At 70.0% G+C, this 20,464-nt stretch carries 21 protein-coding genes; 6 read left to right on the forward strand and 15 right to left on the reverse strand.

Annotated features, from left to right (window positions below):
* Positions 1 to 113: 113 nt before the first annotated feature.
* The 4 genes from ACFWWR_RS26015 to ACFWWR_RS26030 are packed head-to-tail and all read right to left on the reverse strand — an operon-like array spanning position 114 to position 3,770.
* Positions 114 to 791: a response regulator gene (locus tag ACFWWR_RS26015; protein WP_383866787.1), complete on the reverse strand. Its 678-nt coding sequence runs from the start codon at positions 789 to 791 to the stop codon at positions 114 to 116.
* Positions 788 to 2,044: a sensor histidine kinase gene (locus tag ACFWWR_RS26020; RefSeq protein ID WP_384305677.1), complete on the reverse strand. Its 1,257-nt coding sequence runs from the start codon at positions 2,042 to 2,044 to the stop codon at positions 788 to 790. The genes ACFWWR_RS26015 and ACFWWR_RS26020 overlap by 4 nt, the downstream gene beginning before the upstream one ends.
* A gap of 23 nt (positions 2,045 to 2,067) precedes the next feature.
* Positions 2,068 to 2,853: an ABC transporter permease gene (locus ACFWWR_RS26025; protein ID WP_383866783.1), complete on the reverse strand. Its 786-nt coding sequence runs from the start codon at positions 2,851 to 2,853 to the stop codon at positions 2,068 to 2,070.
* Entirely contained in the window at positions 2,850 to 3,770 is a 921-nt protein-coding gene (locus tag ACFWWR_RS26030; RefSeq protein WP_383866781.1) for an ABC transporter ATP-binding protein, read from the reverse strand. Before ACFWWR_RS26030 ends, ACFWWR_RS26025 begins: the two co-directional genes overlap by 4 nt.
* Before the next feature lie 94 nt (positions 3,771 to 3,864).
* Here ACFWWR_RS26030 and ACFWWR_RS26035 point away from each other — a divergent pair, with 94 nt between their 5' ends.
* Positions 3,865 to 4,410, forward strand: a complete 546-nt coding sequence (locus ACFWWR_RS26035; RefSeq protein WP_383866779.1) for a GNAT family N-acetyltransferase — start codon at positions 3,865 to 3,867, stop codon at positions 4,408 to 4,410.
* A gap of 5 nt (positions 4,411 to 4,415) precedes the next feature.
* Here ACFWWR_RS26035 and ACFWWR_RS26040 read toward each other — a convergent pair whose 3' ends face one another.
* The 11 genes from ACFWWR_RS26040 to ACFWWR_RS26090 all read right to left on the reverse strand — a co-directional run bounded on the left by ACFWWR_RS26040 (position 4,416) and on the right by ACFWWR_RS26090 (position 15,282).
* Positions 4,416 to 5,900, reverse strand: coding sequence for a type IV secretory system conjugative DNA transfer family protein (locus ACFWWR_RS26040; protein WP_384305572.1), 1,485 nt, complete (start codon positions 5,898 to 5,900; stop codon positions 4,416 to 4,418).
* Positions 5,901 to 5,908: 8 nt separating this feature from the next.
* Entirely contained in the window at positions 5,909 to 7,327 is a 1,419-nt protein-coding gene (locus ACFWWR_RS26045) for an ATP-binding protein (protein ID WP_383866776.1), read from the reverse strand.
* A gap of 12 nt (positions 7,328 to 7,339) precedes the next feature.
* The gene (locus tag ACFWWR_RS26050; protein ID WP_383866774.1) at positions 7,340 to 8,899 is read right to left on the reverse strand and encodes an SCO6880 family protein; all 1,560 of its coding nucleotides are present in this window, start codon (positions 8,897 to 8,899) and stop codon (positions 7,340 to 7,342) included.
* Complete coding sequence (locus ACFWWR_RS26055; RefSeq protein ID WP_384305575.1) at positions 8,896 to 10,239, reverse strand: hypothetical protein; 1,344 nt, start codon at positions 10,237 to 10,239, stop codon at positions 8,896 to 8,898. Before ACFWWR_RS26055 ends, ACFWWR_RS26050 begins: the two co-directional genes overlap by 4 nt.
* On the reverse strand, positions 10,229 to 11,068 hold the full coding sequence (locus tag ACFWWR_RS26060; RefSeq protein ID WP_384305578.1) for a hypothetical protein: 840 nt from the start codon (positions 11,066 to 11,068) through the stop codon (positions 10,229 to 10,231). The genes ACFWWR_RS26055 and ACFWWR_RS26060 overlap by 11 nt, the downstream gene beginning before the upstream one ends.
* A gap of 197 nt (positions 11,069 to 11,265) precedes the next feature.
* Positions 11,266 to 11,574, reverse strand: a complete 309-nt coding sequence (locus tag ACFWWR_RS26065; protein WP_019526682.1) for a hypothetical protein — start codon at positions 11,572 to 11,574, stop codon at positions 11,266 to 11,268.
* A gap of 430 nt (positions 11,575 to 12,004) precedes the next feature.
* The gene (locus ACFWWR_RS26070; RefSeq protein ID WP_384305581.1) at positions 12,005 to 13,336 is read right to left on the reverse strand and encodes a peptidase S8; all 1,332 of its coding nucleotides are present in this window, start codon (positions 13,334 to 13,336) and stop codon (positions 12,005 to 12,007) included.
* A 275-nt stretch (positions 13,337 to 13,611) separates the two neighbouring features.
* Positions 13,612 to 13,992 (reverse strand): VOC family protein, encoded by a 381-nt coding sequence (locus tag ACFWWR_RS26075; protein WP_383866765.1) that lies wholly within the window; start codon positions 13,990 to 13,992, stop codon positions 13,612 to 13,614.
* On the reverse strand, positions 13,985 to 14,239 hold the full coding sequence (locus ACFWWR_RS26080; protein WP_384305584.1) for a DUF397 domain-containing protein: 255 nt from the start codon (positions 14,237 to 14,239) through the stop codon (positions 13,985 to 13,987). The genes ACFWWR_RS26075 and ACFWWR_RS26080 overlap by 8 nt, the downstream gene beginning before the upstream one ends.
* Entirely contained in the window at positions 14,236 to 14,421 is a 186-nt protein-coding gene (locus ACFWWR_RS26085) for a DUF397 domain-containing protein (protein WP_383866761.1), read from the reverse strand. Before ACFWWR_RS26085 ends, ACFWWR_RS26080 begins: the two co-directional genes overlap by 4 nt.
* A 9-nt stretch (positions 14,422 to 14,430) precedes the next feature.
* Positions 14,431 to 15,282 carry a helix-turn-helix domain-containing protein gene (locus ACFWWR_RS26090; protein WP_383866759.1) on the reverse strand — a complete coding sequence of 284 codons (852 nt, stop codon included), beginning with the start codon at positions 15,280 to 15,282 and terminating at the stop codon, positions 14,431 to 14,433.
* 200 nt (positions 15,283 to 15,482) lie between these two features.
* Here ACFWWR_RS26090 and ACFWWR_RS26095 point away from each other — a divergent pair, with 200 nt between their 5' ends.
* From ACFWWR_RS26095 to ACFWWR_RS26115, 5 genes are all read left to right on the forward strand, one after another.
* Positions 15,483 to 15,914 carry an ATP-binding protein gene (locus ACFWWR_RS26095; RefSeq protein ID WP_384305587.1) on the forward strand — a complete coding sequence of 144 codons (432 nt, stop codon included), beginning with the start codon at positions 15,483 to 15,485 and terminating at the stop codon, positions 15,912 to 15,914.
* Positions 15,915 to 15,956: 42 nt separating this feature from the next.
* Positions 15,957 to 16,700: a trypsin-like serine peptidase gene (locus ACFWWR_RS26100; RefSeq protein ID WP_383866755.1), complete on the forward strand. Its 744-nt coding sequence runs from the start codon at positions 15,957 to 15,959 to the stop codon at positions 16,698 to 16,700.
* Positions 16,701 to 16,722: 22 nt separating this feature from the next.
* The gene (locus ACFWWR_RS26105) at positions 16,723 to 18,468 is read left to right on the forward strand and encodes a protein kinase (RefSeq protein WP_384305590.1); all 1,746 of its coding nucleotides are present in this window, start codon (positions 16,723 to 16,725) and stop codon (positions 18,466 to 18,468) included.
* Positions 18,469 to 18,581: 113 nt separating this feature from the next.
* Positions 18,582 to 19,526 carry an NlpC/P60 family protein gene (locus ACFWWR_RS26110; protein WP_383866796.1) on the forward strand — a complete coding sequence of 315 codons (945 nt, stop codon included), beginning with the start codon at positions 18,582 to 18,584 and terminating at the stop codon, positions 19,524 to 19,526.
* A gap of 233 nt (positions 19,527 to 19,759) precedes the next feature.
* On the forward strand, positions 19,760 to 20,464 hold the full coding sequence (locus tag ACFWWR_RS26115) for a phosphatase PAP2 family protein (protein ID WP_383866750.1): 705 nt from the start codon (positions 19,760 to 19,762) through the stop codon (positions 20,462 to 20,464).

Here is a 20,464-nt window from a genome sequence, read left to right on the forward strand (position 1 = left end):
CGCCGATGGTACTGCAGGGGGGACCCTGTGGGAGAGTAGGACGCCGCCGAACAATTTTTGAGAAAGGCCCACACCTCACGGTGTGGGCCTTTTTTATGTTTCCGGGCGGCTTATCAAGCCGGCTTTACCAGTCCCGTGTCGTACGCCAGGATCACCGCCTGCACGCGGTCCCGGCAGGCCGTCTTCGCGAGGACGCGGCCCACGTGGGTTTTCACCGTGGATTCGGCCAGGTGGAGGCGGGTGGCTATCTCGGTGTTCGTCCAGCCGTGGCCGATGACCGTGAGGATCTCGCGTTCGCGGTCCGTGAGGGAGGTGAGGCGGGGGTCGTTCTCCTTCTGGTCCGGGTCGTCCGTGGGGATTCCGGTGGGGAGGTGGTGGGCGTAGGCGTCCAGGAGGCGGCGGGTCAGGCCGGGGGCCACCACCGCGTTGCCCGAGGCCACCGCGCGGATGCCGGAGAGGAGATCCTCGGGCTGGGCGTCCTTGACCAGGAAACCGGAGGCGCCTGCGCGCAGGCCGGCGTAGGCGTACTCGTCCAGGTCGAAGGTCGTGAGGATGAGGACGCGGGTGCGGGCGCCGGCTGCGACGATGCGGCGGGTGGCCTCGATGCCGTCCAGGCCGGGCATGCGGACGTCCATCAGGACGACGTCGGGGTGGAGCTCGGCGGTCAGGCGGGTCGCCTCGGCGCCGTTGGTCGCCTCGCCCAGCACCGTCATGTCGTCCTGGCTCTCCAGGAGCATGCGGAAGCCGAAGCGTTGCAGGGGCTGGTCGTCGGCGATGAGGACCGTGGTCACTGCGGGGATTCCTCCGGGAGGTGAAGGTGGACGCGCCAGCCCTGTTCGGGGTGGGGGCGTGGGCCGGCCTCAAGTGTGCCGCCGTACAGGGCTGTTCGCTCGCGCATTCCGGGCAGGCCGCGACCGTTGCCGGTGGCGTCCGTCTCGCCGCCGCGGCCGGTGTCGGTCACCGTGACGGTGACGGCGGCCTTCTCCTCGTGCGAGATCTCTATCCGTGCCGTGGCTCCCGGGCCCGCGTGTTTGAGGGTGTTGGTGAGGGCTTCCTGGATGACGCGGTAGACGGTGAGCTGGCGGCCCGGGGGGAGCGTCGGGGTGCCGTGGACGGTGGTGCGGACGGGGAGGCCGGCGGAGCGTACGCCGTCGATGAGGTGGTCGAGGTCGGTGAGGGCGGGCTGGGGGGTCAGTTCCGGTGCCGGTTCCCCTTCGTCGTCGCGTAGGACGTCCAGGAGGCGGCGGAGCTCGGTGAGGGCCTGGCGGCTGGTGGTGGAGATGGCCGTGAGGGCCTGGGTGGCCCGCTCGGGGGACTTGCCGGCGGCGTAGCGGCCGCCGTCGGCGAGACCGGTGATGACGGAGAGGTTGTGGCCGATGATGTCGTGCATCTCGCGGGCTATGCGGGCGCGTTCGGCGGCGGCGGCGAGGCGTGCCTGCTGGTCGCGTTCGGTCTCCAGGCGCCGGGCGCGGTCCTCCAGGGCCTCGGTGTAGGCGCGGCGGGTGCGGACCGTGATGCCGATGGCCGCTGCGACGACGATGGACATCAGCATGGGAACGATGTCCTGGTCGGGGCTCCCCTTGGGGTGGCGGGTGGCGGTCACGGCCGCCGCCGTGAGAACGAGGGCTCCCGCCCACCACAGGGTGCGCGGTGGTCGGCGCAGGGCGATGTGGAAGATGACCAGCAGCTGGAGCAGGGAGGCCTGGAGGGCTGTGCCCGTCCAGGCGTTGACCAGGGCGACCGGGGCGATGGTGAGGAGCACGGCCTGGGGGTGGGTGCGGCGCCACAGGAGGGGGACCGAGAAGCCGAGGCTCATGGTGAGGACGAGCCAGCCCGGGGTGTCGGGGTTGCGGGTGACGTTGAGCCAGCCGCCGGAGTAGTCGATCAGCGCGGCCGTCACCCAGAAGCCGGTGAGGTGGAGGTCCCAGGTCAGAGGGTGGCGCCGGTCGAAGGCGCGTACTCGACGGCTGACGCGTTGGACGTACTCGGTGAGGGGTTCCACCGTTCGTTCTTCCGCCGCTCGTTCTTCCGCCACGGGGTCCATGGTGCGGGCTTCCTGTCCTGTCGTCACACGTCCCGTCGTTTCAGGACCGCCGCGGCTGCCGCGAGGGTTGCCGTCGTCCACAGGAGCATCGCCAGCAGGGCCGTGCCCGGTGAGGCCGAGCCGGGCATCGGCTGGGCGGTGGTGAGGGTCTCCAGGGCGCGGCCCGGGAAGTAGCGGACGGCGTCGTCGACGAGGTCGTACGGGAGCATGGCGAGCACTTCCGGCACGATCATCACGAGGCCGATGAACGCGCCGGTGGCGATCGGGACCGAGCGGGCCAGGGCGCCGATGCCGAGGGCCAGGACGGTGAGAAGGGTGAGGCCGGCCGCGTTGCCGACGAGAGCGCGCAGGATTCCCGGGTCGCCGAGGGAGGCGGCGTGGTCGGTGCCGGCGAGGAAGGACTGGGCGAGGGGGAAGGTGAGCAGGTTCGTCCACAGGGTGAGGACGAAGGCGACCGCGGCCAGGACGGCGGCCTTGGACCACAGGACGGGCAGGCGGCTCGGGACCGCTGTCATGGTGGCGCGGATCTGGCCGGTCGAGTACTCGCCGGCGGTCGCGAGGATGCCGAGGACACCGAGGTTGACCTGGGCGAACTGGGTGCCGAGGAGGACGAGGACGACCGTGTCGAGCTCGGCCTCGCCGCTGCCGTCGTAGGCCGCGCTGATGCCCGCGCCCATGGTGAGGGTCAGGGCGCTCGTCGCGACGAGGGTGATCCAGGTGGAGCGCAGGGTCCAGAGCTTGTGCCACTCCGAGCGCAGTACTCGGGACGGGGTCACGCGGTACGTCGCCAGAGGTGCGGTGGTGCTCATGCCGCGGCTCCTTCCAGGGTCGCGGTGAACTCCACCGCGTCGTGCGTGAGGTCCATGAAGGCCTCTTCCAGCGAGGCGGTGTTCGGGGTGAGTTCGAAGAGGGGGATGGCGTGGGCGGCGGCGGTGCGGCCGATGTGTTCGGCGTCCGTGCCGCGGACTTCGAGGGTTCCCGGGGCGGGGGTGGTGAGGTCGATGCCGGGTGCGGAGAGGAGTCGTACGAGGGTCTCCGCGGCCGGGGTGACGACCTTGACGGTGCCTGCTCCTGACTGTCGTACGAAGTCGGCGACCGTGGTGTCGGCGAGGAGGCGGCCGCGGCCGATGATGACCAGGTGTTCGGCGGTGAGGGCCGTCTCGCTCATCAGGTGCGAGGAGACGAAGACCGTACGGCCTTCCGCGGCGAGGGACTTGAGGAGGTTGCGGATCCACAGGACGCCCTCGGGGTCGAGGCCGTTGACCGGTTCGTCGAGGACGAGGGTGGCCGGGTCGCCCAGCAACGCGGCGGCGATGCCGAGGCGTTGGCCCATGCCGAGGGAGAAGCCCTTGACGCGGCGGTGGGCGACTTCGGTCAGGCCGGTGAGGTCCAGGACGTGGTCGACGCGGGAGGTGGGGATGCCGTGGGTGTGGGCGAGGGCGCGCAGGTGGTGGTGGGCGGTGCGGCCGGGGTGGACCGAGCGGGCCTCCAGGAGGGCGCCTACCTCCTGGAGGGGCGCGGGATGGGCGGCGTAGGCGCGGCCGCCGACGGTGGCGTGGCCGTGGGTGGGGGCGTCCAGGCCGAGGATCATGCGCATGGTCGTGGACTTGCCGGCGCCGTTCGGGCCGAGGAAGCCGGTGACGGTGCCGGGGCGGACGGTGAAGGAGAGATCGGTGACGACGGTCTTGTCGCCGTAGCGTTTGGTGAGGTCCTGTGCCGTAATCATGCTTCGATGCTCGTCCGGGCGGGGGCGGCGGGCGTCGGACCGGGGGCAGTATTCGAGGTGAGGGGCGTAGTACCCGGGTATTACGGTGGCTGGCATGAGCAGCTATGTGATCCGGTCCGTGCGCGCTGACGAGTGGCCTGCCGTGAAGGAGTTGCGGCTGGCCGCGTTGCGGGATCCCGTGGCGCATCTCGCCTTCCTGGAGACGTACGAGGAGGCGGCGGCCAAGCCGGACTCCTTCTGGAAGGAGCGGGTGGCCGGGTCCGCCGAGGGCGCGGACGGGGCGCAGCAGATCATCGCCGAGGGGCCGGACGGGCGGTGGGTCGGAACGCTGACCGTGCTGGTCGAGGAGCCCGGGTCGACGGACTGGGCCGGCTTCGCGGTGGAGCGGAAGCAGGGGCATCTCGTCGGGGTGTTCGTGCGGCCCGAGGAGCGGGGGAACGGGCTGACCGAGGTGTTGTTCGACGCGGCGCTGGAGTGGTCGTGGGAGCGGGGCGCCGAGCGGGTGCGGCTCATCGTGCACGAGGAGAACGGGCGGGCCCAGCGCTTCTACCGGAAGGTGGGCTTCGTGCCGAGCGGGGTGACCGTGCCGTTGGGGGACGAGCGGGAGCTGGAGTTCGTCCTGGACCGCGTGTCCGACTGAGGGGGTTACACCGGGAGTTCCGCGTCCGGCCAGCGCGTGCGGGCCTGTTCGCGGGAGCGGAGCAGGGCCAGGGTCGGCAGGCCCCGGTCCGTCCCGGCGGCCAGCAGTTCCGGGAGCTGGGGGAGCGGAGCCACGGCGGCGACGTCGTCCAGGACGAGTGTCAGTGGTGGGTCGAGGCGACCGGAGGATGACCGTTCGGCCATGCGCCGGCCGCGCTCGACCACGCTTGCGGCGAGGGCGGTGAGCAGAGGCATCGCGCCCGGGTTGGTCCGGGGGTCCTCGATGGATTCACCGACCACATAAAGCGTGCCCCCTTCGTCGACGAAGGAATCCAGGGAGAGGGCATCAGTTCGGTTGGGAGTGCAGGCCTCACGGATGTTGAGCGTGAAGAGAGCGGAGAGGGCCCTGCTCGTCAACTCCTGGGCGATGTCCCGGCGTTCGGTGTGGGCGGTGAGGGCGGCCTCGAGTTCGCCCGCGGAGCCCGGAGCCGCCTTGGGGTTGGTACGGAGGGTGCGTACGGCGTCCTGGATCTGGGCGCCCTGGGCCCAGCGGTGGACGTGGCGGATGGTGCGGCCGTCGATGGCGGCGGCGTGCAGGTAGCTGCGCAGGAGCGTTTCGGCGGTGTCGCTGACCGCTTGGTCGAGCCGGGCGGTGGGGCGGACCGGGGTGAGGAGTGCGACGGCTCTCTTTGTCGCTGTCTGCTTGTCCTCGCAGCCCGAGGTGGGGGACCAGTGGAGGCGGGCCGGGGTGTCGCAGCGGTGGGTGGGGTCGTAGACGTGGACCGGGCCGAGTTTGGCGCGGGCGTCCTTGGTGTCCTGCCAGATGCCGGGGTTCGAGGTGACGACGAGGGCTGGGCCCTCCGCGTCGCGTACGGCTTGGGTCGCGGTCGTTCGGCGGGTTTCCGGGGGGCCGTAGAGCACCGGGCCCTCGGTGCGGTTTGTTTCCCATCCACTCGCCCGTTCGCCGTTCCTCGAAGGGCTCGGCAGGGGAGTCGACTCCACCGGTGTCGTTTCCCGCAGTACTTCGGCGGGCTCCGGCTCCGGCTCGGCGCGTGGCACCGGGAACTCGGCGACCTCATGCACCGCGGGTTCCGGCACCGGCTCCACCAGCTGCATCCGCCTCCGCGCCCGCACCGCCCGCCACCGCACCACCGTGCCCAGCACGAACACCGTCAGGACGATCAGGATCATGACCTGGCCGATGAACAGGCCCCAGAAGAGGCCGTAGCCGGAGAGGTCGGACCCGGGGGCGTCGGGCCAGGCGCCGGGCATGTCGTGCGGTCGGGCGACGAGATGGCGGATGGCCAGGGGAGTGCGGGTGAAGGTGACGCCGTCGGGCCAGGCGCCGTGGGCGAACAGGGCGGACAGGCCCGTGGCGGACCACACCAGCAGGGTCATGCCGAGGAGGAAGGCGAGTATGCCGACCAGGAGGCCGTCGGGGATGCCTCCCTGGCCGTCCTGTCGACGGTCGCGCTCGTCAGCCGGTCTCATGGCCTCTCCTACGCCACCGTCGACTCGGAGTCGCCGAGGTGCTGTTCCACGAAGGCCGCCGCGCGTTCCTCGGCCTCCAGTTCGGCGGCGCGCAGGGCGTCGTCGGCCAGTTCGCGATGGTCGGCGGAGGACTCGGTCATCGCGCGGTCGGTGAAGACCAGGGGGCGTTCGGTCTCGGTGATCAGGTGTTTGACGACCTGGACGTTGCCGTTGACGTCCCATACGGCGATGCCGGGAGTGAGGGACGGGATGATCTCCACCGCCCAGCGCGGCAGGCCGAGCACCCGGCCCGTCGCCCTCGCCTCGTCGGCCTTCTGGGCGTAGATCGTCCGTGTCGAGGCCATCTTCAGGATGGCCGCGGCCTCCTTCGCCGCCGCCCCGTCCACCACGTCGCTCAGGTGGTGCACCACCGCCACGAACGACAGACCCAGTCGGCGGCCGAACTTCAGCAGCCGCTGGAAGAGCTGGGCCACGAACGGGCTGTTGATGATGTGCCAGGCCTCCTCGACCAGGAAGATGCGCTTCTTCCGGTCGGGGCGGATCCAGGTGTGCTCCAGCCACACGCCGACGATCGCCATGAGGATGGGCATGGCGATGGAGTTCCGGTCGATGTGGGACAGGTCGAAGACGATCAGCGGGGCGTCCAGGTCGATGCCGACCGTCGTCGGGCCGTCGAACATGCCCCGCAGGTCGCCGTCGACCAGGCGGTCGAGGACCAGCGCCACGTCCAGGCCCCATGCCCGTACGTCGTCCAGGTCGACGTTCATCGCCTCGGCGGACTCCGGCTCGGGGTGCCGTAGCTGCTCGACGATGTCCGTCAGGACCGGCTGGCGTTCGACGATCGTCTCGTTGACGTAGGCGTGGGCGACCTTGAGCGCGAAGCCGGAGCGCTCGTCGAGGCCGTGGCCCAGCGCGACCTCGATGATGGTCCTCAGCAGGGCGAGCTGCCCGGTCGTCGTGATCGCCGGGTCGAGCGGGTTGAGCCGGATCCCCATGTCCAGGGCCGCCATCGGGTCCAGCCGGATGGGAGTTATCCCCAGCTCCTGCGCGATGAGGTTCCATTCGCCCACCCCGTCCTCGCCCTGTGCGTCGAGGACGACGACCTGGCGGTCGCGGAAGCGCAGTTGGCGCAGGACGTAGGTCTTCTCCAGCGCCGACTTGCCGTTGCCGGACTCTCCCAGGACCAGCCAGTGCGGGGCGGGGAGCTGCTGGCCGTACAGCTGGAAGGGGTCGTAGATGTACCCCTTCCCGGAGTAGACCTCGCGGCCGATGATGACGCCCGAGTCGCCGAGACCCGGGGCGGCGGTCGGGAGGTAGACCGCCTGGGCCTGGCCCGTGGAGGTGCGTACCGGCAGGCGGGTCGTCTCGACCTTGCCGAAGAGGAAGGACGTGAAGGCGTCGGTGAGGATGGTCATCGGATCCCGCATGCGGCTGCCCCTCTACCTTCGAATGCCGGTGGCGAACGGAAGGGTGTTCACGAAGGCGCGATGGTGCTCGCGATCGCACCACTCCAGCTTCAGGTACGACTTTCCGGCCGAGGCCCGGATGGTCCGCTTGTCGCGGGCCAGGGCCTCGGGATTGCGGGAGGAGACGGTGATCCAGCCGACCAGGTTCACGCCGGCCGCGCCGCTCGCGAGGTCCTCGCCGCGCTGGTCGAGGCGGTTGTGGGCGGCGATGTCGCGCGGGTCGACGGTGCGGTTCATCTTGGCGGCGCGGGACGCCTCGGCCTCGTCGTTGGTCTTCTCGGTGAGCATGCGCTCGATGGCGACCTCGGTGGGTTCGAGGTCCATGGTGACGGCGACCGTGCGGATGACGTCCGGGGTGTGGACGAGGAGCGGGGCCAGGAAGTTGACGCCGACCGGCGTCATCGGCCACTCCTTCACCCACGCCGTGGCGTGGCACCAGGGGGCGCGGGTCGAGGACTCCCGGGTCTTCGCCTGGAGGAAGTTGGGATCCATGGCGTCCAGTTCGGCCGGCCAGGCGTTGCGCTGGGTCATCGCCTGGATGTGGTCGATCGGGTGGTCGGGGTCGTACATGGAGTGGATGAGCGAGGCGAGGCGGCCCTGGCCCAGCGGCTGCCGTACGCGGATGTCGGCCTCCTGGAGGCGCGAGCAGATGTCGGTCAGCTCGCGGGCCATGACGACCGCGAGGCCCGCGTCCCGGTCCAGCTTGCGGCCGCTGTGCGGGCGCGCGGCGCGGGCCATGGCCTGGGCCTCGGCGGCGAGTTCGCGGGTGTAGTGCATGCAGGCGACCAGGTACGCGCGGTGCTGCTCGCTGCTGGTGGACACCATGGACTGCAGCTGGTCGTACGACTGCTGCAGCCACCCCAGGGACTTCTCGTCCCCGCGCATGGCGACGTCCTTGGCGTGGGCGTCCGGGTCGGCGGGCAGTGTGCGGGCGAGCATCTGCAGCCGGGTGACGAAGCCGTCGCCGTTGGCCACGTGCTTGAGGAGGGTGCCGAAGCGGTCGACGAGGGCTTCCTGGTCCTCGGAGTCGCGCAGGCCGACGCCGGGCCCCTCGATCTCGATCGCGGCGGTGACCGTGCGGCGGTCCGCGTGCAGCAGTACGGCGATCTCGTCGGGGCCGAACGGGGCGGCCAGCCAGTTGATGCGGCCGATGCCGGGCGGCGGGCCGATCTCCACCTCGCGGCCGTCGAGGTGGGTGCCGGCCTCCATCACACCGGAGCGGTAGGCGGTGCCCTGCTTGAGGGTGCGCTTGTAGCTGCGGTTGATCTCGAACCACTTGTAGAAGGTGCGGCGCTTGTACGGCACGTAGACCGCCGCCAGCGCGACCATGGGGAAGCCCATCAGCAGCACGATGCGCAGGGACAGTACCGGGACGAGGAGCCCGCACATCATGCCGAGGAACGCGCCGCCGATGATGAGCGCGATCTCGCCGGTCTCACGATTTCTGCCGACGATCGCGTTCGGCCGGGCGCGGCCGATCAGATATGTACGGCGGGGCGTGACCGGATGGGACACGTGGGACTCGGTCGTCAACGCCCTTCACCTCCCGTGCGGTTGGTACTGCTGTTGCGTGTGTTGCTGGCGTGCGGGGTGTTCACAGGGCTGCCGGCGCGGGGAGCGGGTGCGGCGGAGGGGACAGATCCGCCGCCTCCGTTCGGAGTGCGTGTGCTGTGCGCGGCGACCCCGCCGGATACGGGGTTGCTCGGGCGGGCACCGCCGGAGTTGCTCCCGCCGCCGCCGCCGTTGTCGGCGCGGGCGCTGTGCGTCTTGATGCCCTGGGCGACGAGGGTGGCGGGAGAGCTGATGGCGGCCGCCGCCTTGCCCTCCGCGCCCTGCATGATGCGGTTGCTGCGGGAGTTCGCGATCTCGTCGCCGAAGCCGGGGACGAAGCGGTAGATCATCGCGCTGGCGAAGATCGCGAGCAGGATGATGGCGAGGCCGGAGACGACGGCGGAGAAGGCGTCGGGGCCGTCCTCCGCGGAGAGCGCGCCGGCCAGACCGAGCACGATGACGATGACCGGCTTGACGAGGATGACGGCGATCATGATGCCCGCCCAGCGGCGGACGTGGCCCCACAGGTTCTTGTCGACCAGGCCGGCGTAGACGACGGTGCCGAGGAGGGCGCCGACGTAGAGGAGCGCGGCCCTGATGACCAGCTCCAGCCACAGCACTCCGGCGGCCAGGATGCTGACCAGCGACACGACGATCAGCATGATGGGGCCGCCGCCGATGTCCTCGCCCTTGCTGAGGGCGCCGGAGAACGTGCCGAAGAAGGCGTCGGTCTGATCGCCGGTCGTCTTCGCGAGGACCTCCGAGACGCCGTCCGTCGCCGATACGACCGTGTAGAGGATCAGTGGCGTGAAGGCGGACGCCAGGACGGTCAGCCAGAGGAACCCGATCGCCTCGGAGATGGCGGTGGTGAGGGGCACGCCCCTGACGGCTCGCTTGGCCACGGCCAGCAGCCACAGCAGCAGCGTGAGGATCGTCGACGCGGCGAAGACCACGGCGTACTGCTGGAGGAACTTCGGGTTCGTGAAGTCGACGTTCGCGGTTTCCTTGACGGCTTCGCTGAGCTTGTCGACGGTCCAGGCAGCGGCGTCGGCGCAGCCCTTGGCGAGGGAGGAGAGGGGGTCGAGGGTGCTGGTGGGGTCCAGGGTGCCGGAGCGGCCGGAACGACTGGATCCGCTGTCGTCCTCGCAGTACTGCTTGGCGGGGCCGATCAGGAGGTCACAGGGGTTGTCGCTCGTCGTGGGTGTGGGTGTGGGTGTAGGTGTGGGCGCCGCGACGGCACGGGTTGCCAGCAGGACGACGGTCGTCTGTACGGCGGCCACCAGGCCGGTGAGCTTGAGTACGCGACTCGGGTTACCGGGCATACGTGAACCCTCCGTACTCCTCGATGGCCTTGCTGATTTCGTCCGAGCTGGCGGCCCTGTCGTCTCCTGGGACCGGCGCGGGTCCGTCCGTCTGGGTGTCCGCGGTGATCTTCCAGTCTTTGTCGGCCCATTGCAGGTCGAAGGTCCAGGTCTTCCACGTCGAGCTGACCGGGTCGGTGGAACCTTGGCCGGACATGCCGATGAGGCCCATGTACCAGACCGCCACCTTGGCGCTGGTGTCGCTGAACCGCTCGATCTTGGTGCCCACCGGAACCGTGCGGGACACGAAAGTGCTTCCCTCGGGGGCGCTGCCGTTCGCGTCGAGGCCCATCTTGCTGAGGAAGTCCGCGGAATACGCCTGATCCATGGCGCTCTGCAGCTTGGCTGCCGCGGCGGGTGTGTAGATGCCGTCGACGATGGAGTGCCGGGTGGCCTTGTTGAACATGCCTGTCGAGCCCAGCGTCACCGCGTAATTCGTCGCCGCACTCTGCGCACCCTCTTCATCCTGCGCGAACCCCGTCGGAATCCCGCCCGCCTTCGTCGTCACCGGACGGTTCCCGCTCGCCGCCGTCGACGCGGCCTCCGGCTGGGAGGCCTCCCCGTCCGCCGTTGCGGAATCGTCTTTTCCGCGGTTCGCGAAGGCGATCGCGGCGATGAGGAGGACGATGACGCCGACGACCGTGACCAGGCTTCGGGAGGAGGAGCGGCCGCCTCGTCTGGCGCCGCCGTAGACGTCGTGGTCGCGGTCGGGCAGGCGGGTGGTGCGGGTCTGGCCGGTACCGCCGTAGCCGCCGGAGGCCCCCGCCTCGTGGTCGTCCCCGAGAGTCATGCCGCGTACGCCCCCTCGACGTCGTGCGGAAACACGTAGGAGTACGACGGTAGCCGTGCTGGTTCCCGCGCGGGCGCGGTGTGGTGACTCGACATCAGGGAAACGCAACCTCAGCCGGTGGGCACGACGGACGGGTGGGGTAGGGGGAAACCGGGCGCGCCCGGCCGGACCGGAGGTGCGTCGACCGGACGCGGTGCCTACACGGCCATGCCGTACACGATGGTGAAGAGCGTGCCGAGGGAGCCGATGATGAAGACTCCGGTGAGGCCCGCGATGATGAGGCCCTTGCCCTGCTCCGCGCTGAAGGTGTCGCGCAGGGCGGTGGCGCCGATGCGCTGTTTGGCCGCGCCCCAGATGGCGATGCCGAGGCAGAGCAGGATGGCCACCGCCATCACGACCTCGATCATCACCTTCGCCTCGTTGCCCAGGCTGCCGAAGGGGCCCCAGTCCGGAGCGATCCCTCCGATGATGGTGTTGATGTCTCCCTCGTCGGCCGCAAAGAGCATGTAAGTCACCGCCCCTGGTGGGTAGTCCGCGTCCCCTGCATGGACGCAGAGGTCAGGCATCATTCTCGCCGACGATGTCGCTGCCGTATGTCGACTTGGCGTCATCGGTTGGCGGTTTTCGTACGAATACCTTGTCACCGGCCCGCGAGGGTCCCTCGGACGGGTGCGGGACGGTATACGAGGAATCGTATCGTCACTCTGTGTATCACGGCAGGTCACGCCGGGCAATGAGGCCTGAGCGGAACCTGTCGTGTGGTTCCGTCGTTGACCCCTTTCACGACCGGACACGGTGGGTGACGGCCAGTCGGGTGAGTGGTCGGGAAGAATGTTCTCATGGCGAACGGGCCGCGGCTGGATGCCGCGGCCCGTTCGGCCCCGTGCCGCCGGTGGGCCCCCACGGCCCGGTCCGGCGAGTTCTGGTGACGGGGGATCAGCCGGTGAAGGCGCCGGTTCCCTCCGGGGTGCCCAAGCCGGTCGGTCCGTCGTAGCCGGAGCCGGCGGTGCAGAAGTAGCTCGTGGAGCAGCTGCCGTTGTTGCCGGAGGTCACGTCGTTGAGCGCCGAGGTGCCGGCGGCCTTGTACGGGAACTGGGCCGGGTAGGAGCTGCTGGACGGCGTGCCGGCGAGGGCGTAGACGGCCGCGATGATGGGCGACGAGGCGCTGGTGCCGCCGAAGGTGTACCAGCCGGCGGTGACGCCGTAGGAGTCGTAGACCGAGACGCCGGTCGCCGGGTCGGCGACGGCCGACACGTCCGAGATCATGCGCTTGGTGCAGCCGGTGTCGGTCTGCCAGCTCGGCTTGGCGTCGTACTTCGAGCAGCCGGAGCCGGTGCCCTCGGTGGTGCTGGTCTTCCACACGCTCTCGGTCCAGCCGCGGGTGGTGGAGGAGGTGGAGAGCTTGGTGCCGCCGACGGAGGTGACGTACTTGGAGGCGGCCGGGTATTCGGCGCCGTAGGCGGAGTCACCGGCGCTGACGGTGATGGCGACGCCGGGGTGGTTGAAGTACGAGGAGTCGTACGACGTGTCCGTGGAGGACTCCGAGCCGCCGTAGCTGTTGGAGACGAACTTGGCGCCGAGCTTGACGGCCTCGTTCACGGCCGTGCCGAGGTTGGCCATGCTGGCGGAGGTTGCCTCGACGAGCGTGATGCTGCAGTTCGGGCAGGTGGCGCTGGCCATGTCGAGGTCGAGGGAGATCTCCTCGGCCCAGCCACTGTCGGCGGTGGGGAGGGAGGTCGTGGAGCCGGTCTGGCTGACCTTCTTGAAGCAGCCGTTGGCGGTGGTGCAGGAGGTGAGGCCGTAGTACGAGCGGTACTTCGCGAGGTCGGCCTCGGCGTTCGGGTCGTCGTAGGCGTCGACGATCGCGATGGTCTCGCCGGAACCCTTGGAGGAGGCGGCGGAGGTCAGGCCGTAGGCGGACTGGAGGTCGGACGGGCCGTAACCGGAGGGGGTGGAGGCGTCGGCGGCCTTCGGGGTGACGCCGTCCTCCGTGGCTTCGCGCTTCTGGAAGGCGGTGAGTCCGCCGGTGACGCGGAGGGAGTTGCAGGCCAGTTCGCCCTTTTTCTTGGGCGTGGCACAGGGGGTGGCCGACCAGGTGACCTTGGAGGAGGTGGTCTTGGCGGCGGTGGTGGCTTCGGTGGTGGCGCTCGCCTGGGCGGCCGCGGTGCCGAGTCCGGCGAACACGAGCGCGGCGGTGGCCACGGCGGCGGATGCGGTGCGGGTCCATCTGCGGCGAGTGGCGGGGGTGTTGGGGGGTGTCGTACGCAACGTACAGCCTCCTGAGAGTGGTTGACAGGGGCAGTGCGGGTGCTGATGCCACCGGTACGTGGTCCCCGGCGGCGGGCGGCGGCCCGCCGACGACTGTTGCTTGTTGGGTACGTGACAACAAGGTGGGCTGCGGAATCCTGACTTCCGCCATACCGAAAGGGGTGGGGGGATTGCTGATCAATGGCGGGGCGATGAAGGGGGGATGGGTGCGCCTTGACTCGGTACACAGTGGATGCACAGCCTGTGCACAGCTTTTCGCGAGCTGACGGTCCGGGTCACGGCCAGCTCCGCGCCTGCGACGCGAAGTACTCCGGGTCGCTGTGCACGGGGATCACGCACACCAAGTGGCCGCCGGGGGCGCGTAGTACGTGGCACTCCAGCCACTGCGCGATCTGGGTCGCGCCCAGGCCGAGGAGGCGGGCGGTCTCTGCCTTCACGTCGTCTGTCTCGATGTCCACGTGGTAGCGGGGTGCGTCGTCGACGGCCTGGATCGCGGTGACGATTCCGGGGATCGCCCCGTGCAGCATCGTGAACTGGTCCTCCGACGGGTCCGGCCGGGCGTCGGCCCCGAGTGCAGCCGACCAGAACTCCGCCGCCTGGGCGGCCTCCTGCTCGGGCGTGTCGATCAGGATCGCGTAGACGCGGCTTCTATGCATCGGGCTGCTCGCCGTCCGACCCGTCCACGAAGTGGTCGAACTCGCCTGCCCGTACGCCGAGTACGAAGGCGTCCCACTTGCGGCGGTTCGTGGTGACCACGTTGTCCGGGGCGCTGGTCTCGCGGAGGTGGACGGGGGCGTCACCGTCGTCGCCCTCGCCGAAGGCGATCTCGATCCAGGGGCCGGGGCCGGTCGCGTCGGGCGGGGCGGCGCGGGTCCAGGTGAGGTCGGGCGGGAGGTCGCTCAACGGTGGGTTTCCTTCTTGAGTGCGGCGAGGAGGGCGTCGAAGGTGACCGGGTGGGCGTCGAGTATCGCCCCGCGAGGGTCCGCGCTTTCGGTGAGGTGAATCGTTCCCTCGGATGCGGCGACGTGGACGCAGGACTCGCCCTCGCCGCAGTAGGAGGACTTCTGCCAGGTGGCGTGGGACATGTCTGCCTCTCAGAGGGTCCGGACGATGTTGTTGATGAGGGCTCGCGATTCGGGTTCGTTCAGGCTGAGGGTCATCAGCCGGTCGAGTACCCGGCGGTATTTGTCGAGTTGTGCCTCGGCGTTCAGCAGGGCGATGCCGTGGGACTGGTCGAGCTGGACGGTGTCGAGTTGCGGCACGGTCCCGTGGACGTAGTAGACGGGCTGGCCCGCGCCCGGGTAGCCGCCGGCGTCGAACGGGATGACGTGGATCGAGATGTGGGAGTGGTCGCTCATCTCGAGCAAGTGCTCGAGCTGCTGCCTGGTGACATCCCGCCCGCCGAACCTCATGCGCAGGGCTGCCTCGTGGATCACCGCCTGATAGGGGACCGGCGCTTCACGGAAGAGCGCCGCCTGGCGCTTGCTGCGAAAGGACGCGCGGTGCTCGATCTCGTCGGGCGAGAGCTCCGGCACGACCTGGTGGAACACCGCGCGGGCGTGCTCCGGCGTCTGCAGCAGGCCCGGGATGCCCGAGGTGTGGGCCGTGCGCAGGGCGGTGCCGTGAGACTCCAGCTCGGCCAGGTCCAGCAGCCCTGACGGCAGGATCTCCCGGTACTCCTCCCACCAGCCCCGCTTGCGTTCGCCGGTCATCCCGGCGATGGCCTCGACCAGTTCCTTGTCGGGGCACTCGTACTGGCAGGCCATGGTGCGCACCCGGTCGGCGCTCACCGCGAGGCGGCCGGTCTCCATGTTACTGACCTGGGCCTGCTTGATGCCGAGGAGGCGGGACGCTTCCGTCGACGTCAGTCCCGCGCGTTCGCGGAGCTTGCGCAGCTCGGCGCCGAAACGGAGTTGTCGTGCCGTCGGGTTGGTCCTCACGGGCATGCCCGTCGCTCCTCCGTACTACCTGTCACCCACGGGAGTGGTTGCAGCAATTCTCGCTCCAACTGGGATGAAGAATATATTCCCTGCCGCTACTTTGATGGCGGCGCCCTCAGGCCCAGAAGCGCACCGTTCGACGGACCGGCATGCCACTGGGCAACCGTACGCATGTACCCAACTCCCGTCCGTGATCGGAGACTTCCATGGCCACCGTATCCCCGTCCTGGGCCTACACCCTTCACCTCCCGCACGATCCCCGCGCACCGGGCATCGCCCGCTCAACCCTCCGTACCGTCCTCGCCGCGCACGACCTCACCGCCCTCGTCCCCACCGCCGAACTCCTCGCCTCCGAACTGCTCACCAACGCCCACCTCCACACCCGCGGCCCCTACGCCCTCCGTCTGCGCGCGATGGAACCCGGGCGGCTCCGCGTCGCCGTGTGGGACGGCGATCCGCGTGTTCCGGCCGGGTTCACGCGGGGCCACGACGCCTTGGACGCCGTACCGCCCGACTCCGCGGAAGGCGGCCGAGGGCTGCACCTGGTGCGGGCGTGCGCGGACTCGTGGGGTGCGTCCGTGTTGCGGGAGTCGGGGGCTTCGCAGGGTGGGAAGTTGTTGTGGGCGGAGTGCGGGTAGGCCTGACGGGGCTCTCACCTTCGTGCGGAACGCTGTGCTGCGATGAAGCGCACGCCACGTCCCGTCCTCTACGCCGTCGCCCTGCTGCTCGCCGTCACCTCGGCCTCCGAGGCGGCCGCCGACGACGGTGCCGGCCCCCTCGGGGTGACCGCCGTCGCCGTGGCGACCCCCCTGACCGCCCGAGTGGGGGCCCTGTTCGCCGCAGGCCGGCATTTCTGCACCGCGTCCGTCGTGGACAGCCCGGGTCGGGACCTCGTCGTCACCGCCGCGCACTGCCTTGACGGGGGATCGGAGAACCTCGCGTTCGTGCCCGGGTACCGGGACGGCCACGCACCCTACGGGGCGTGGCGGGTGCGGCGGCGGTATCTGCCCGGCGGGTGGGCCGAGGGGGAGGACGAGGACAGTGATGTCGCCTTCGCCGTCGTCGCCGAGCGGGGTGGGCGAGGGGTCGAGGATGTCGTCGGGGGCGGGAACCGGCTCGCCGTCGGGAGGGGGACCGGGGCGACCGCGGTGACCGTCACCGGATATCCGGACTCCCGTGAGGTGCCGGTCCGCTGCACCAACAGGCCGACGCCGCACAGTCGTACACAGCAGCGCATCGCCTGTCCCGGGTTCAGCGGGGGGACCAGCGGCAGTCCATGGGTGAATGGGGACGGGGAGGTGGTGGGTGTGCTGGGCGGGCACCAGGCGGGCGGGGCCACGGCGGACGTGTCGTACAGCGTGGTTCTGGGGGCGGAGGCGGCCTCGCTGTACCGGTCCGCGACCAAGGGTCCTGCGGCGAACTGATCTCTGTGGCAGGGTCAGTTCGGTGGATGCACTGAAGGATCGGGACCCGGCGCACATAGGCGCGTACATGCTGCTCGCACGGCTCGGCGCCGGTGGGATGGGGCAGGTCTACCTCGCTCGGTCGCCCGGTGGGCGGCTGGTCGCGATCAAGGTGATCCGGGACGAGATCACCGACCATCCGGAGGCGCTGGCGCGGTTCCGGCGGGAGGTGGAGACGGTTCGGGCCGTGCGCAGCGCGTACACGGCGAACCTGATCGACGCCTCGCTGGAAGCGGCGCCGTACTGGCTGGCGACGGAGTTCGTGTCGGGTCCGACGTTGAGTCAGGCGGTGGGGGAGCGGGGGGCGTTGCCTCCCGAGACGTGCCGTAGGGTGTTCGCCGCGCTGGCCGAGGGGCTCGCCGCGGTGCACACGCACGGGGTCACGCACCGGGACCTCAAGCCGCAGAACGTGATCCTCGCCGCGCAGGGGCCGCAGCTCATCGACTTCGGGATCGCGCGGGGCGCGGGCCAGACCGCGCTCACCGAGGCCGGGTTCGCGCCCGGCACACCCGGATACACCGCGCCCGAGGTGTTGCTGCGGAACGAGGTCGGACCGGCGGCGGACGTCTTCGCGCTGGGAGCGACGCTCGCGTACGCGGCGACCGGCAGGCCGCCCTTCGGCATGGGCGAGGCCGCGGGGGTGAGCTACCGGGCCGTCCACGAGCCCGTCGACGTCCTCGGCGTGGAGCCTGGGCTGGCCGCGCTCATCGAGGCGTGCGTGGCCAAGGACCCGGCGGCGCGGCCGGGGCTCGGTGAGGTGATCGCCCGGTGCGGGGTGCGGGCGGCGCTCGTGGAGGATCCGTTCTACGCCGGGCTCGCGCAGTTGGCGGAGGCGGTACCGCAGACGCCGGCGGCGGGCCGGGCGGGGGCGGTGCCGCAGACGCCCACCGTGCAGTCGGTCGCCGGGCCGGTGGCGCCTCCCGCCTACGCACCGGCGAGCCCGCACGACTTGCCGACTGCCGGGGCGGGGTACGGCTATACGCCCACGGAGCTGAGCCGGCCGACGCAGGCCGGCCGCCGCCGGGGCGTGCTGTGGCTCTCGGTGGGGGCCGTGGTGGTCGCCGTGGGGGCGGGGACGGCGTTCATGCTGTTTGCGCCGGACGACAAGAAGGACGACGGCTCGAAGGCGGGGGGCGGTGCGGCTGTGTCTCCGTCCGCCTCGAAGTCGGCCGAGTCACCGGCGGCGTCGGAGCCGGCGGAGGGTGCGCCCGCGTACGTAGGGGACAAGATCGACCGTGTGCTGTGGAGCTCGGCCACCGGCGAATGCCAGTTGCCCCCTGGGGAGAGGGCGGTCGAGGGTTTCATGGGGTCCATCAGCGATCCCGATGCCCCCAGCGAGACCTCGGAGACCCACGCCTTCGGGAACAAGGTTCAACTTGGGTTCCGGGTCGGCGACACGGCCGGGGCCAAGGAGCCGTACTACGTGACCGTCAGCGTGAAGCCGCCGCACGACATCGACCCGGACACCGGTAAGCCCATCGAGGGGATCCTGAGCGACAACCCGAACATCGGTTACCTGAGCAAGCCCGTCGACATCCACAGCGGCAGCGATCCGACGAGTTGGAAGTACGTCACCTACCCGGACGACTTCCACTCCTGGATCAAGGGCAAGCCACAGCCCTCCATCCCGCTCGCCAACGACCCCGGTGACTGGACCGTGGAGTTCCACCACATCCGCACGCCCGACGACTACACCAGCATCATGTGTGACGGCTTCACGGTGAAATGACGCCACTCTCACCTGAAATGGCCTTGAACAGCGGCGATATGGGGGAGGGTTGAGCCGTGCGCAAAGTCTGGGTGATCGGTGGTGTCTCTGTCGGGCTCGGCCTGAGCTTCGTGATGCTGCTCGTGGTCGGTGTGTACGTCGTGGCCGGGAACCTCGTGAACGGGGTGAGCGGGGGGACCAAGGCGTTGGCCAAGGGGTCGGTGCCCGCTGTCTATCAGACCCTCGTCCAGAAGTGGGGCAACCTCTGCGGCGCCATCAACCCGGCACTGCTCGCCGCCCAGCTGTACCAGGAGAGCGGTTGGAATCCGGACGTGACCAGCCACGCCGACGCGCGCGGCATCGCCCAGTTCATCCCCAGTACCTGGGCCACGCACGGAATCGACGGCGACGGTGACGGCGACCGCGACATCTGGGACCCGAGTGACGCGATTCCATCGGCCGCGTCCTACGACTGCGAGCTCGCGAAGTACGTCAAGGACGTGCCCGGCGACACCACGAACAACATGCTGGCCGCCTACAACGCGGGCGCCTACCGCGTCATAAAGGCAGGTGGGGTTCCGGCCATCAGCGAGACGCAGAACTACGTCAAAAGGATCCGCTCCCTGGAGGAGAGCTTCGCCGCTCCCGTCAGTCGGGTCGATCCGTCGAAGCAGGCCGCCGGTGCCATCTACTACGCGCAGAAGAAGCTGGGCACGCCCTATCTGTGGGGCGGTACCGGTACCGCAGAGCAGGGTGGACGGTTCGACTGTTCGGGGCTGACGCAGGCCGCGTACGAGACGGTGGGGATCACGCTGCCGCGGGTCGCCAATGATCAGTACAACGCGGGACCGCATCCGGCCAGGAGCGAGCTGATGCCCGGGGACCTGGTGTTCTTCTCGGACGACCTGACCGACTCGCGGGCCATCCGCCATGTCGGGATTTATGTGGGTGGCGGGTACATGATCGATGCGCCGAGAACGGGTGCTGTGATCCGGTTCGACCCGATCGACACCCCCGACTACTTCGGAGCCACCCGGGTCACCGAAGATGGCGCGAAAGCGCTGCCCACGACGGTGTGAACCGAGCGTGAACCTGCCCCCTGAGCTGCAGTGATGAGTCTCTCTTCGATAACGTCTGAGTGATCATTCGGTGGAGTGTGGAACGTATCAACGGGAGTCGTGCGTTCCTGATGACGTAGCTGAGCGGACGACGGACGTCACAGTCGGCGTGTGCGGATCTACACACCACGGGGGTGGGCGGCAGCGGTGCACGCAAAGGTGCGCCGGGAGAGACGACGAAGGGGCCGTGCGCCATGGCTGGACTCGCAGAATCCGGGTCGAACCCTGACGTCGATCTGCTGTACGACATCAACGGCCTCGCCAAGGACGCGCCGGCCTGGTTCGACCGGGCCATGGAGTACGTCGGTGAGTACGGGCTGCTGCTCGCCATGGTGCTGCTCGTGGTGTGGTGCTGGTGGTCCGTGCGGCGGCGGGGTGGTGAGGACGCGGCGTCGTCGGTGGCCGCCCTGGTCTGGGCGCCGCTCGCCGCCGGGATCGCGGTACTGGTGAACGTGCCGATACGAGGGTTCGTGGAGCGGCCCCGGCCCTTCCTCACCCATCAAGGGCTGGACGTCCTCGTCTCCGGCAAGACCGACTACTCCTTCGTGAGCGACCACGCCACCATCACCATGGCCATGGGTGTCGGGCTCTTCGTCGCCAACCGGAAGTTCGGGCTCTTCGGGCTCGGGCTCGCGCTGCTCGAAGGGTTCTGCCGGATCTACATGGGTGTGCACTATCCGACGGACGTGGTCGGTGGGTTCGCGCTCGGTACGGCCGTCGCGCTGCTGCTCTCGCCCGTGGCCATGGCCCTGCTGACGCCGGTGGTCAAGGCCGTCGAGCGGTCGCCGCGGGCCGGGTTGCTGGTCCGGGCGCGGGGGCGGTCGTACGACGGGCAGGACGCGGTGATCTCGGAGGCCCGGCGTGAGGCGGGGGCCGAGGAGCGGGATCTGGCCGCGTAG

The organism is Streptomyces sp. NPDC058678, from assembly GCF_042714835.1.
GTDB lineage: Bacteria > Actinomycetota > Actinomycetes > Streptomycetales > Streptomycetaceae > Streptomyces.